Here is a 12,080-nt window from a genome sequence, read left to right as displayed (position 1 = left end):
AAACAAAAGCGCGCCAGTCATATGACCGGCGCACGCATCCCCTCATCATATCGCTCCTGCCTGGAGCATCAAGCTCGACGATCAGTAATCGTCGCTTTTTTCCGGCGGAACCAGGCCTTCGATGCCCGCCAGAAGCTCTTCTTCCGACATCTGGTCGAAAGTAACGGCTTCCGGGAGATCTTCTTCCTCGTCGCTGGAGGCGGAAGCGCCGCCGGTCGCCAGCAGGCTTGCCGGATCCGGCTCGGGCTCGTCGATCTCGACATGCTTCTGCAGCGAGTGGATCAGGTCTTCCTTGAGATCGTCCGGAGACAGGGTCTCGTCGGCGATTTCGCGCAGCGCAACGACGGGATTCTTGTCGTTGTCGCGATCGATGGTGATCGAGGAGCCTTGCGAAATCAGGCGGGCGCGGTGGCTGGCGAGCAGCACGAGCTCGAACCGGTTCTCAACTTTATCAATGCAATCTTCTACTGTGACACGGGCCATTGCCTGTCCTTTGCGGTCGTGATGTCGTCATCATGTCTCGGAGTAGACACGCCGATACAAGCAAACGAAGGCAAATTCAAGTTTTTCCTGTTTGAGTGCTCTCGCGCCATCCCAGAAGGTGCTAAAATTCCCCTAGACAAATAGCTAGTTCTACCTAAGATTGCTTGGAATATCGCCTTTCGTGCCCTAAATCTCGATTATATGAATAATTCATAAAGTAATACGAATTATTCTGCAATGCCATACAAGGCCTTGTTTTAGCTTCACTTTGAAAAAATAATGCATTTTTGTAACAGTGGATATGTAAGCGATGTTTGACCCACGCGAAAAAATTGCCCTTTTTATAGACGGCGCCAATCTTTACGCTGCATCGAAGAGCCTCGGCTTCGATATCGACTATCGTAAGCTTCTGAAAGCATTTCAGAAACGCGGATATCTGCTGCGTGCCTATTATTACACGGCGCTTATCGAAGACCAGGAATACTCCTCGATCCGCCCGCTGATCGATTGGCTTGATTATAACGGCTACAAGGTCGTCACCAAGCCGGCCAAGGAATTCACCGATTCCATGGGACGCCGCAAGATCAAGGGCAACATGGACATCGAGCTGGCGATCGACGCCATGGAGCAATCGGAAACCGTCGACCATCTGGTGATCTTCTCCGGAGACGGCGATTTCACCACCCTGGTGGAAGCGCTGCAGCGCCGTGGCCGCAAGGTCTCGGTCATCTCGACCATGGCAACCCAGCCTCCGATGATCGCCGACGACCTGCGTCGTCAGGCTGATCATTTCATCGATCTCGTGTCCTTGAAAGCTGAAATCGGACGCGAACCGTCGGAGCGCCCTCAGCGTTCGGCCGAGGTAAGCCATGCGCAAACGGATGCCGACGAGCAATAGAGCCGGCAAGGTTTTCGCCGGCACCTGTCGGCCATGCCTGACCTATGCCCCGCGCTGGCCTGCCGCCGCCCTTACCGGTTGTCCTTCAACAGCCGGCTCTTCTGCCGATTCCAATCGCGCTCCTTCTCGGATTCGCGCTTGTCGTGCAACTTCTTACCCTTGGCGAGGGCCAGTTCCAGCTTTGCGCGGCCGTTGTCGTTGAAATAGATCTTCAACGGGACCAGCGTCATGCCCTCGCGATTGATGGCGGAGCGCAGCCGGCCGATCTCGCGGCTGGAAAGCAGCAATTTACGGCGGCGCCGCGGCTCGTGATTGAAGCGGTTCGCCTGCAGATATTCCGGCAGATAGGAATTGATGAGCCAGATCTCGCCACCTTCGTCCGAAGCGTAGGATTCGGCGATGTTGGCCTTGCCTTCGCGCAAGGACTTGACCTCCGTGCCCATCAGCACGATCCCCGCCTCATAGGTATCGATGATCTCGTAGTTGAAGCGGGCCTTGCGGTTTTCCGCCACTATCTTGTTGACTACGCGTTGGCTGCCTTTGGGGGCCATGATTTTTCTTCTTCTTTTCTTATGTCATTCCGGCGGCAGCCGTCGGCGCGCCAAGTTCCTGTACCCTAAATAGGCGAGACCGCCCTCCTTGTGAAGAGAGCGGCCCGGCGGAGATTCCAGCGATACGCTTGCTATACGCTCAGTTCAGCAGGCCGGCATGGCGCATTGCCGCATCGATTGCCGCCTCCGTACCCGGCTCCAAGGTCGAGAGCAGCGGCGAGCGGACGTTGCGGCTCATGCGGCCGAGGCGCGAGAGACCGTATTTAGCGCCACAAAGTCCCGGTTCAATAAAGATGGCCTTGTGCAGCGGCATCAGGCGATCCTGATATTCCAGAGCCTTGGCGTAGTCGCCGGCAAGCGTCGCCGCCTGAAGTTCGGCGCAAAGGCGCGGCGCAACGTTGGCCGTTACCGAAATGCAGCCGACGCCGCCATGGGCATTGAAGCCGAGTGCCGTTGCATCCTCGCCGGAAAGCTGGCGGAAATCACGGCCGCAGGTGATGCGCTGCTCGGAGACACGCTCTATCTTGCCGGTCGCGTCCTTCACCCCGACGATATTGGCGTAGGCCTTGGCAAGCGCGCCCATCGTCTCCGGCGTCATGTCAACAACTGACCGACCCGGAATATTGTAGATGTAGATCGGCAGTTTCACCGCCTCCGCAACGGCAGCAAAATGAGCATAGAGGCCCTTCTGCGTCGGCTTGTTGTAATAGGGTGTGACGACGAGAACCGCGTTGGCACCGACCTTCTCGGCATGCTGGGCAAGCTCGACCGCTTCGCGCGTGTTGTTCGAGCCGGCACCCGCCATGACCGGAACACGCTTGTTCGCCACCTCGATGCAGAGCTCGACGACGCGCTTGTGCTCCTCATGCGACAGGGTCGGCGATTCACCCGTCGTGCCCACAGGCACCAAGCCGCTGCTACCCTCTTTTATCTGCCAGTCGACATGTGAGGCGAAGGAAGCCTCATCCACCTTGCCGGCGTCAGTAAAGGGCGTAACGAGTGCGGGAATGGACCCCTGGAACATGCAAGTCTCCTAGCGGCGCTGCTTTCATGCTTCAGCCGCAATCCATGGTTATGAATCCGCGCACCATAAAGCGCCGGCTTGACGGCGACAAGCACGCTTTGAATGGTGAAGGGCAGTTTCCGATATGATAATTGATTGAAATTCGGACCCCGGTAAGGTTTCGTTAATATAGCATTTGGCAAATGGAAGGGGCCTGATAGTTTTGTGAGTAGCCGGATGAAGAGACCTGTCACGATCTGGACCGCTGTAGGCTTGGCGGTCGCATGGGGCGCTTTTGCCTCGCAGCTTCCCGGTGAACAGACATCGACCCGCGGCAGCGCCGATGTGGCCATGGCGATGCCCGATCCGATGAGCACCGCCTCGATCCCGCGCGGCCCTGCCGTTGCACCCGTGAACGGCGACTTGAAGGCCGGCCTCGACGCACTCTCCAACAAGAACCCCATGCAGGCGCTTGCCATTCGCAACGGCTTGGGCGAAGGCACGCTCGACCGCCATATTCTGACCTGGGCGATCGCCACGTCGGGTCAGCCGGGCATTCCCTCCGGCGAGATTGCCGCCGCCGCCCGCGAGCTTGTCGGGTGGCCTGGGCTCGGCAGCCTGCGCGGCAACTCGGAACGGGCGCTCTACACCGAAAATCCGCCGACGGATCAAATCCTTGCCGCATTCGGCAACACCCAGCCGGAAACTGTCGAAGGCTCGGTGATCCTGTCACGCGCGCTCGTCGCGCGCGGCAACTCGGCGCAAGCTGCCAAGCTGATCCGCAAGATCTGGCGTAACGAAGCATTGGACAAGCCTTTCGAGGACAAGATCCTCGCGGAATTCTCCGGCCTGCTGTCGTCTGCCGATCACAAGGCGCGCATGGACTATCTGCTTTACCGCGATCGCACCGCGCAAGCGAAGCGCTTCGGCGATCTCGGGAAGGCCCAATCGCTCTACAAAGCGTGGGCAGCGGTCAATGATCACTCAGCCAAGGCCGATGGGTTGATTGCAGCCATGGATGCGCAATGGCGCAAGGACCCGGCCTATCTTTTCATGCGGATCGAAAACCTCCGCCGCCAGAACAAATATGACGATGCCGCCAACCTTCTGGCGCAGATGCCGCGCGACCGCAGCGCGCTCGTCGATCCCGGCCAATGGTGGAACGAACAACGCATCGTCAGCCGCGGGCTGGTGGATCAGGGTGAGTTCAAGGCCGCCTATGGCGTCGTCGACGCCAATGTTGCGGAAAGCCCGCAGGATGTCGGCGAGGCCGAATTCCACGCCGGCTGGTATGCATTGCGCGGCCTGCAGGACGGCGCAACTGCGGCGATGCATTTCCGCAAGATCCTGCAGGTTTCGAATGGACCGATCTCGCAGTCTCGCGCCTGGTACTGGCTCGGCCGTGCGGCCGAAGGCGGCGGACCAGGCAAGGCCGGCGATTTCTATGCCAAGGCTGCTTCCTACCCGAGCACATTCTACGGCCAGCTTGCGGCAGAGAAACTTGGCCGGCAGACGTTGAATGTCTCCTATCCATCGCCTTCGACCGAGGACCGTCAACGCTTCCAGGCACGCGAGTCCGTGCAGGCCATTTCGCGTCTGGAGGCGGCGGGACATGGCTGGCGCGCCGAGGCACTCTACCGGGCGCTAGCGAAGCAATTGCAAAGCCCAGGCGAGATCGCCATGCTGGCGGCGCAGGCCGAGCGCTCGGGCAACCATCAGCTTTCGCTGCAGGTCGGCAAGATCGCCTATGGCCGCGGCGTCGATGTGGCGGCACTGGCCTTCCCGATCGGCGTCATCCCGAACAATGCCAATATTTCCGGCTCCGGCAAGGCGCTTGCCTATGCCATCGCCCGGCAGGAGAGCGCCTTCAATCCGGCTGCCGTCTCCTCGGCCAATGCGCGCGGCCTGCTGCAGCTTTTGCCGAAGACGGCGAAGGCCGTCGCCGGCCGACACGGCATGGCCTATTCCGCCGATAAGCTGACGCAGGATGCCGGCTATAACGCGACACTCGGCGCCCACTATCTCGGCGAGCAGATCGACACGTTCGGCGGTTCCTATATCCTCACCTTCATCGCCTACAATGCCGGTCCGAACAAGGTTCCGGAATGGATCAGCCGCTATGGCGATCCACGCGGCAAGTCGCTGGACGATGTCATCGACTGGATCGAACGCATCCCCTTCCCCGAAACCCGCAACTATGTCCAACGGGTGATGGAGAACTATCAGGTCTACAAGGCACGCCTCGGACAAAAGACCGACATCGTGCACGATCTCGTCAGCGGTCGCGGCTAAGCCGAAGCCACAACCACGGTTGTGCATGCTGCGGAAATGACGTTACATCCCAAGCACGAGGCACGGTGCATGCGCAGCGACGATCAAAGCGGCTTCATTGCCCGAACGATAGCAGCCCCGGACGGGCTGCAGCTCTACACCCGGGATTATGGCGGCGGGCAATCAGCAAATCTGGCGAGACCGCCCGTCATCTGCCTGCCGGGGCTGACGCGCAATTCCCGGGACTTCCACCAATTGGCCCTGCTTCTGTCGCGGGACCCCACGGTTCCCCGCAGGGTGATTACGCTCGACGCTCGCGGACGCGGTTCATCCGCATGGGATGCGGACAAATCTCACTACAATCTTGCCGTCGAAGCTCAGGACGTGCTGACCGTCTGCGCAGCCCTCGATATCCCAGAGGCCATCTTCATCGGTACGTCGCGCGGCGGTCTCGTGCTGCATATGCTTGCGGCCAGCCGCCCGGATGTCCTGAAAGCGGTCATTCTCAACGATATTGGCCCTGTCCTGGAAAAGGTCGGGCTGGTCGATATCCGCGATTACCTTAACCGTGACAGAAAACCTGCTGATTGGGATGAAGCCGTAGATATCCTGCGGCAGAATCACGGCAGCGCCTTTACCGCCCTCGGCGACGGCGACTGGCAGGATATGGCGCGCGCGATCTATGCTTTCACCGACGGCAAGCCCGTTGCCGATTACGACCCCGCTATCGCGGCACAGATGCAATCGCTTGATCTCGAGGCGCCGCTTCCTGACCTGTGGGCACAGTTCGAAGGCTTCCATGGCATACCGCTGATGGTGATTCGCGGCGAGAATTCAAAGCTTCTGACAACTGCTACCACCGCCGAAATGGCAAGCCGTCACCAAGGAACCGTCATCAAGACCGCCACCGGGCAAGGGCATGCCCCCATTTTGCATCTCGGCGACATTCCAGATGCAATTCGGTCTTTTCTCTCGGCGGTTTGACGGCACCCTCGGCCATTCAGGACTGCACAAAAGGAAAGGCCCGGTTGGGAAAACCGGGCCAGTTTTTTCTGATCGGAGGTCTGATCAGAAGTTTTATCGAATCCGATTCGGCGAACCGAATTAGAAACTGCGCTGGAAGCGGAGGATGCCGGCCCAGGTGTCTTTGTTCACGGAGTCGTAGTTCGTGTAGGTCACTTCCGGCTCGACGAGTAGATTCTTGACCGGATTGAACTTGAGGTTCGTGGTCGCGGAGAAGGTCTTCAGGTCGTCATAAGCAACCTGCAGGTTCCACTTCAGCTTGTCGTTGACCGGAACGCCAACACCGCCCCAGAGAGCCCAGTCACCCCAGCCGATACCAGCGCCGCCAGCACCAGCGTACTTGTTGAGCTTGCTGCCGTCGGTGTTGTAGCCGCCCATGATGAACGCGGAGAGAATACCGAAGTCGGCATCGACGCGAGCCTTGACAGCGCCTTCTTCAACGATCGAGTCATAGCCGCCTACGACACGGAACTGCCAAGCGCCAGCCTTGTAGCCAGCACCGGCGACAACGTCCGGCGCATAGTGGTCAGAGCTGTCTTCGCCGTTTGCACCCGTGGCACCCGTACCGGAGTTGGAATCTTCCACCGAGACTACAGCCGTGAAGCCGTTACCAGCATCATAATTGTAGGTGAGCTGGTTCAGTTCGTCGGTACCATTGATACCGTATTCGATCACGTCGTCGTTGATGACGTCGCCGGCGTAGCCGAGGAAGGTCGAGTAGGCCGAATCGGCCTTACCGACGAGGAAACCACCGAGGCTGATATTGGCCCAGAGCAGTTTGGTGGTGGTGGCGTTGCCGTCATTCCAGTCCCAACGATAGACCGTGTTGGTCTTCAGCGGACCGTATTCGGTGTCCGTTGCGGTATCGATGCTCAGCTGAGCGCGGGTATGCCAATATGTGCCGCGGGCGCCTTGGTCCTGACCAGCCTTGTAAGCGTTGTACCAGCCGCCTTCGGTACGGACCTGGCCGCCGATCTTGAGGCAGGTTTCGGTGCCTGGGATGAAGAAGTAGCCAGCGCCGTAAGCGTCGCAGATGCGGACGTATTCGAGCGGCTCCGGCTCAGCGGCGACGACAGCGTCAGCCGCATGAGCACCGGATACTGCTGCCAGCGCAGCAGCGGAGCCGAGAAGAAGGCTCTTGATGTTCATAGTAACTCCAGTTCCAATATCAATTAGGCATGAGAAATCACGCCGAAAAACGACGCGCCCCACCCCACCTAGATGTTCAAAGTTGACCCCTGATCTGGGAGAACCGAGACTAAAGTGAGTCTCGGTTCCGGTTTGGAACCTACAGATCGTTTTTTTCAGAGCAATATCAGATACAAACTATCGGCATTTATGACGCGCGTTTCAAAAAGTGCGTTGCACAAAAATCACGTCGCAAAACCGTCACAAATCCGCTGGACTCAAAGCCGATCTTTACTTGGAGTTACTTTAGAAGGAAAGCCGGAATATAAGGATATAGTGCATTAGAAAAATCAAGAATCAAAAGTCGTCTTTGTCTTTTCAATCACACGCGATTTATGTTCGATCACGCACACGAAAAAGCCCGGCCGTTAAGGCCGGGCTCTTCCTCACCGTAGTGAGAGAAATCAGATATGACAGACGTCAGATCAGATTAGAAGCTACGCTCGAAGCGGAGGATACCAGCCCACTGGTCTTCGTTGATCGAATCCCAGTTGGTGTAGGAAACTTCCGGCTCGATGAGCAGGTTCTTGACCGGGTTGAACTTGAGGTTCGTGGTCGCAGCGAAGATCTTCGAGTCGGTGTAAGCGACCTGGAAGTTCCACTTCAGCTTTTCGTTGATCGGAACGCTTGCGCCGCCCCAAAGAGCCCAGTCACCCCAGCCGATACCGGAAGCATCGCCAGCACCGTTCGAACCAGCGTACTTGTTCAGCTTGTCGCCGTCGGTGTTCCAGCCGCCCATCAAGAAGGCCGAGAAGACACCGAAGTCAGCATCGACACGAGCCTTGATGGCGCCTTCTTCGACGATCGAGTCGTAGCCGCCAACAACCTTGAAGCCCCATGCGCCAGACTTGAAGCCGGCACCGGCAACAACGTCAGGAGCGTAATGGTCGGAGCTGTCTTCGCCGTTAGAGCCAGTGGCGCCCGTACCGGAATTGGAATCTTCGACGGAGATCACAGCCGTGAAGCCGTTGCCTGCATCGTAGTTGTAGGTGATCTGGTTCAGCTCGTACGGGCCGTCATAGACCACGTCGTCGTTGATGACGTCGCCGGCATAACCGGTGAAGACGTTGAACTGCGAGTCCGTCTTACCAACGGTGAAGCCACCGAGGCTGATGTAAGCCCACAGCAGGTTGGTCTTGGTCGTGTTGCCGTCGTTCCAGTCCCAACGAATGATGGTCTCGGTCTTCAGCGGGCCGTATTCGGTATCGGTCGCAGTGTTGACGTTCAACTCAGCGCGGGTGTGCCACAGCGTACCCAAACGGCTGTTCGGGTTGTAAGCGTCGTACCACTGACCTTCGGTACGAACCTTGCCGCCGATCTTGAGGCAGGTTTCGGTGCCTGGGATGAAGAAGTAGCCGGCGCCGTAAGCGTCGCAGATACGGACGTATTCAAGCGGCTCCGGCTCAGCAGCAACGACAGCGTCGGCTGCGTGAGCACCGGAAACTACTGCCAGAGCGGCAGCGGAGCCGAGAAGAAGGCTCTTGATGTTCATTATTGACCTCCAGTCAAAGTTTTGTTCGAGAATGAGAACTACCCGAAGGTATTCCCTGTCCCATCCTCGCGTTTCAAGAAGTGGACGATCAATCGCCCTCGCTTCCGAGAGTGAAAATACAAGACGCGCTCTGTCACGCAATCGACATCTACTCGGAAAGGGGGATTTGCGTTAGCCTTCCCTAAGTCCTGTTGCCGAAAGGACACAAATCGGCAACCCCGCCGCAATATAGGTTTAGACTTTGTTAAGAAAATCTTTAATCCACGGGGACTTACGAGACAGGCGCAAACATCGCCGAAGAAATGGAATTGGGCGCAAAAATAGCCGTTCCATGGCGAATTGCAGGCTTTCGCGACGTCTCAGGGATCATTTACGACATTTACCGTTGCGATTGCAGGTAGTGGGCGGCGGCGAAACAGCTCACCTGCCGTCCCAAATCGATGCAGGTACCCAAATGATTCCGTCGTGGACGATTCGCTATTGGATGACGGAGCAGCCCCATGGCGAGATTATTGCGATGCCGCAACGCATCCGTGGAAGAATTGAACAGGCAGCAACGGAGGTGGGCCTATGTTGGCCGATCTATCGCAATTCCGATTTGAGGAACGGCCGGCGGCTAATACTGACGATTCGATAGGAATGGCGGGCCACGCCTGACGAAGATGAGAACTGCGAGATCGTTATAATCATCCGACAGATAAGCAGATATTTCGCATTTTGCGGCAATCGGCGGGCGGCCATATCGGACAATTGGCGGTGTTTGACGCCGCTTCACCTCACCGGAAAGGTCACTCCGGTAAGCTCTTCGGAGACGGTCCACAGGCGCCGTTGGACGGCTTGGTCGTAGAAGTCGGCGCTGTGCAGCCTCTTCGGCGCGCAGAGCGGCGTCCTGGAGCACAATGTCTCGGTCGAGACGATCAAGAGGCACAAGCGGTCCTCCCTCGGCAGGCTCGCGACCATGACTGAACTCGTGCGACACCATGTGCCGGAGTTTGGCGATGGCGCGCAAATGTTCTGCCTGATGAGCCTCCTTTCAGCGGGCGCGGCGTCGGCCTATGCCCCGCCGCCACCCAGTCTCCTTGCCGCTTACAAGGACGAACCCGCCCTTGGCGCACTTCACATGGAACTGCGTGACGCGCTGCGGGCCTCGTTCACCTCGACGCTGCTGGGCGCGCTGTCGCGAGCCAACCGGGCATCAGCCAGCCAACGGCTCATCTGCGGTGATCAGCACCAGTCGCCACGGGCGGTCAAAACGGCTACCGAGCCGTTTCCCTGACGACTTTCCAGATGTTCGACGGGACGATATCGGCTGGACTCAACTATGATTTGATGGCGCCGTATCGGGCTATAGCGTGGAATCGGTGATTCCTACCCCGCGTGTGGTATGCGGTGGTCGGCGGCTCTATCGGGCCATCGAGGGAAATAGGCGGGGCTGGCGGGCCGCGCCCGATGATGATGAGCACTATGTCTACGCCATAGCCCTCTAAAGCCGCATTTTGCCGGATGTTTGTCGTCGAAATGCCCGTGCCGCCATTTGCTTTTCAAAAACGATTGAACTTTCTCAGTAAGCCGATGAACAGGGTGAGTTCTTCATTCTCCCACCCAGCTACGCGCGAAAGGAACGCGTCGGATTTGACCGCGTCCGCGGCTTGAATTCCTTCACGGCCCGCGTCCGTCAGGCTGTAGACGATCGCCCGCCCGTCGTCCGGGTCAGCAGAGGCTTGCGCAAGCCCATTGTCGCAAAGCGTTTTTGCCAACCGGCTGACGGCGCTTTTGTCCATACCGAGCCGGTCCGCGAGGCGCCCTGCCTTTGTGGCACCCTGGCCGGCAAGCATGGCCGCAAGCTGGTAGGCGGCCGGCTGAAGATCAGGACGAAACCGGGCGGCCGAAGCGGCTATGACCGTGCGGGACGCCACGAGCAGGGCGTTCAGTTCGCGACCCAATTCCGTCACAAGCTCCGTATGCGTCTTGCTCATTTGCGTACCCCTCAAAGAAATTTAGTGGATATTTGTCCACCAATCCGACTAATGGACATATATCAACTAAATGGTGCTGTGCCAAATGTCCGCTCGTCCTAAAATTCTGATCACCGGCGCCACCGACGGCATCGGTCAACTCGCCGCTTTGAGCCTGGCCCGATACGGGGCGCACCTCATCCTGACCGCGCGCAGCAAGGCCAAGGCCGACCAAACTTGCGCCGCGATCGAGGCAATCGCGCCCGGCACGCCGGTCGATGTGCATTTCGTCGACTTCTCCGACTTGGCGGCGGTGGTGAGGACCGGCAAGGCCATTGCTGCGCGGCATCCGCGCATTGATGTGCTCATCAACAATGCGGGACTGCACGCCTTCGAGCAGCGCGTCACCGCGGACGGCTATGCGGAAATGATCGCCGTCAACTATTTCGCTCCCTGGTTGCTGACGGATACGCTGCGCGAAACCCTCGTGCATTCTGCGCCATCGCGCATCGTGACCGTCGGCTCGGAAGCCTCGCGCCAGAGTGGCGCTTTCGACATCGAAAAGGATTTGCTCGACATTCGCCCCCTTCACCGCACGGGGATCATCAAGGATCTATGGCCGCACCAAGCTTCTGGACATCATGTTCTCCCTCGAACTAGCCCGGCAGCTCGACGGGACGGGGGTCGTCGTCAATTGCCTATGTCCGGGTTTCAATGTCACCGGGCTCGGCCGTGAACTCAGCTTTGCTCGTCCAGTCGCCGGGTTGCTGACGTGGCTTGGCATTGGCAATCCCGAGCGTGGCGCAGGGGCCATCGTGAGGCTGGCCACCGATCCGGCCTTCGGCAAACAGACCGGGGCATATGTCTCGGCGAAGAGTGCGCGCCTGCTGACGCCTGTTGCCCGCGCGGATAACGAGGAAGCACGGCGACAATTGTGGGAAAAGACGACTGAAACGCTTTCCCGCTTCCGCTGATGCCGTGCGGCATTCGGCGGCGGTTAAGCAGAATATCGCGCCATGGCGTAGAAACGGTGGGGCTGGCGGAGAAGATGGGATTCGAACCCACGATACCATCTCTGGTATACTCCCTTAGCAGGGGAGCGCCTTCGACCACTCGGCCACCTCTCCGGTGCGGCCCTGATAGGGCCATTCATTTATCGACGCAAGCGCTTTTTCATCTCCGCGCTTGTTCTCCATGCATTAAGACGGCGAGAGCA

Annotated in this window: 12 protein-coding genes and 1 tRNA gene; 6 read left to right on the top strand and 7 right to left on the bottom strand. The window is 58.6% G+C overall.

Annotated elements, in window-relative coordinates:
- Positions 1-81: 81 nt before the first annotated feature.
- Positions 82-483 (bottom strand): DNA-directed RNA polymerase subunit omega, encoded by a 402-nt coding sequence (gene rpoZ, locus FHT29_RS20350; protein ID WP_034507844.1) that lies wholly within the window; start codon positions 481-483, stop codon positions 82-84.
- A gap of 310 nt (positions 484-793) precedes the next feature.
- Here rpoZ and FHT29_RS20345 point away from each other — a divergent pair, with 310 nt between their 5' ends.
- A complete protein-coding gene (locus tag FHT29_RS20345; RefSeq protein WP_037193857.1) occupies positions 794-1,381 on the top strand; it encodes an NYN domain-containing protein in 588 nt (195 codons plus the stop codon).
- Positions 1,382-1,452: 71 nt separating this feature from the next.
- Here FHT29_RS20345 and smpB read toward each other — a convergent pair whose 3' ends face one another.
- Positions 1,453-1,932: an SsrA-binding protein SmpB gene (smpB, locus tag FHT29_RS20340; RefSeq protein ID WP_034507847.1), complete on the bottom strand. Its 480-nt coding sequence runs from the start codon at positions 1,930-1,932 to the stop codon at positions 1,453-1,455.
- A 139-nt stretch (positions 1,933-2,071) separates the two neighbouring features.
- Positions 2,072-2,956: a 4-hydroxy-tetrahydrodipicolinate synthase gene (dapA, locus tag FHT29_RS20335; protein ID WP_047552772.1), complete on the bottom strand. Its 885-nt coding sequence runs from the start codon at positions 2,954-2,956 to the stop codon at positions 2,072-2,074.
- A gap of 216 nt (positions 2,957-3,172) precedes the next feature.
- Between dapA and FHT29_RS20330 the strand changes: the two genes are divergently transcribed.
- Positions 3,173-5,227: a lytic transglycosylase domain-containing protein gene (locus FHT29_RS20330; protein ID WP_047552770.1), complete on the top strand. Its 2,055-nt coding sequence runs from the start codon at positions 3,173-3,175 to the stop codon at positions 5,225-5,227.
- A gap of 69 nt (positions 5,228-5,296) precedes the next feature.
- Positions 5,297-6,190: an alpha/beta hydrolase gene (locus FHT29_RS20325; RefSeq protein ID WP_047552768.1), complete on the top strand. Its 894-nt coding sequence runs from the start codon at positions 5,297-5,299 to the stop codon at positions 6,188-6,190.
- A 120-nt stretch (positions 6,191-6,310) separates the two neighbouring features.
- Here FHT29_RS20325 and FHT29_RS20320 read toward each other — a convergent pair whose 3' ends face one another.
- Both FHT29_RS20320 and FHT29_RS20315 read right to left on the bottom strand, forming a co-directional pair.
- Positions 6,311-7,378 carry a porin gene (locus FHT29_RS20320; protein WP_037193849.1) on the bottom strand — a complete coding sequence of 356 codons (1,068 nt, stop codon included), beginning with the start codon at positions 7,376-7,378 and terminating at the stop codon, positions 6,311-6,313.
- Positions 7,379-7,847: 469 nt separating this feature from the next.
- Positions 7,848-8,909 (bottom strand): porin, encoded by a 1,062-nt coding sequence (locus tag FHT29_RS20315; RefSeq protein ID WP_168595685.1) that lies wholly within the window; start codon positions 8,907-8,909, stop codon positions 7,848-7,850.
- Between the two features lie 856 nt (positions 8,910-9,765).
- On the opposite strand from FHT29_RS20315, the gene FHT29_RS20310 reads away from it, so the two are divergent.
- Entirely contained in the window at positions 9,766-10,185 is a 420-nt protein-coding gene (locus FHT29_RS20310) for a hypothetical protein (protein WP_348644873.1), read from the top strand.
- Between the two features lie 265 nt (positions 10,186-10,450).
- Here FHT29_RS20310 and FHT29_RS20305 read toward each other — a convergent pair whose 3' ends face one another.
- A complete protein-coding gene (locus FHT29_RS20305) occupies positions 10,451-10,885 on the bottom strand; it encodes a MarR family transcriptional regulator (protein WP_037193845.1) in 435 nt (144 codons plus the stop codon).
- A gap of 70 nt (positions 10,886-10,955) precedes the next feature.
- On the opposite strand from FHT29_RS20305, the gene FHT29_RS20300 reads away from it, so the two are divergent.
- Positions 10,956-11,600, top strand: coding sequence for an SDR family NAD(P)-dependent oxidoreductase (locus tag FHT29_RS20300; protein WP_210166115.1), 645 nt, complete (start codon positions 10,956-10,958; stop codon positions 11,598-11,600).
- Positions 11,601-11,679: 79 nt separating this feature from the next.
- Positions 11,680-11,838 (top strand): hypothetical protein, encoded by a 159-nt coding sequence (locus tag FHT29_RS34315; protein ID WP_210166114.1) that lies wholly within the window; start codon positions 11,680-11,682, stop codon positions 11,836-11,838.
- 63 nt (positions 11,839-11,901) lie between these two features.
- Here FHT29_RS34315 and FHT29_RS20295 read toward each other — a convergent pair.
- A tRNA-Ser gene (locus FHT29_RS20295) sits at positions 11,902-11,991 on the bottom strand.
- Between the last annotated feature and the right edge of the window lie 89 nt (positions 11,992-12,080).

This window comes from Rhizobium sp. SG741, assembly GCF_012275435.1.
GTDB lineage: Bacteria > Pseudomonadota > Alphaproteobacteria > Rhizobiales > Rhizobiaceae > Rhizobium > Rhizobium lusitanum.
Note: the sequence above shows the minus strand (reverse complement) of the source record. Positions and strands in the feature narration are given on the sequence as shown.

Bases quoted from the DNA above. Each gene is read 5' to 3' on its own strand.
- rpoZ (WP_034507844.1), bottom strand. From the start codon at position 483: ATGGCCCGTGTCACAGTAGAAGATTGCATTGATAAAGTTGAGAACCGG.
- FHT29_RS20345 (WP_037193857.1), top strand. From the start codon at position 794: ATGTTTGACCCACGCGAAAAAATTGCCCTTTTTATAGACGGCGCCAAT.
- smpB (WP_034507847.1), bottom strand. From the start codon at position 1,932: ATGGCCCCCAAAGGCAGCCAACGCGTAGTCAACAAGATAGTGGCGGAA.
- dapA (WP_047552772.1), bottom strand. From the start codon at position 2,956: ATGTTCCAGGGGTCCATTCCCGCACTCGTTACGCCCTTTACTGACGCC.
- FHT29_RS20330 (WP_047552770.1), top strand. From the start codon at position 3,173: ATGAAGAGACCTGTCACGATCTGGACCGCTGTAGGCTTGGCGGTCGCA.
- FHT29_RS20325 (WP_047552768.1), top strand. From the start codon at position 5,297: ATGCGCAGCGACGATCAAAGCGGCTTCATTGCCCGAACGATAGCAGCC.
- FHT29_RS20320 (WP_037193849.1), bottom strand. From the start codon at position 7,378: ATGAACATCAAGAGCCTTCTTCTCGGCTCCGCTGCTGCGCTGGCAGCA.
- FHT29_RS20315 (WP_168595685.1), bottom strand. From the start codon at position 8,909: ATGAACATCAAGAGCCTTCTTCTCGGCTCCGCTGCCGCTCTGGCAGTA.
- FHT29_RS20305 (WP_037193845.1), bottom strand. From the start codon at position 10,885: ATGAGCAAGACGCATACGGAGCTTGTGACGGAATTGGGTCGCGAACTG.
- FHT29_RS20300 (WP_210166115.1), top strand. From the start codon at position 10,956: ATGGTGCTGTGCCAAATGTCCGCTCGTCCTAAAATTCTGATCACCGGC.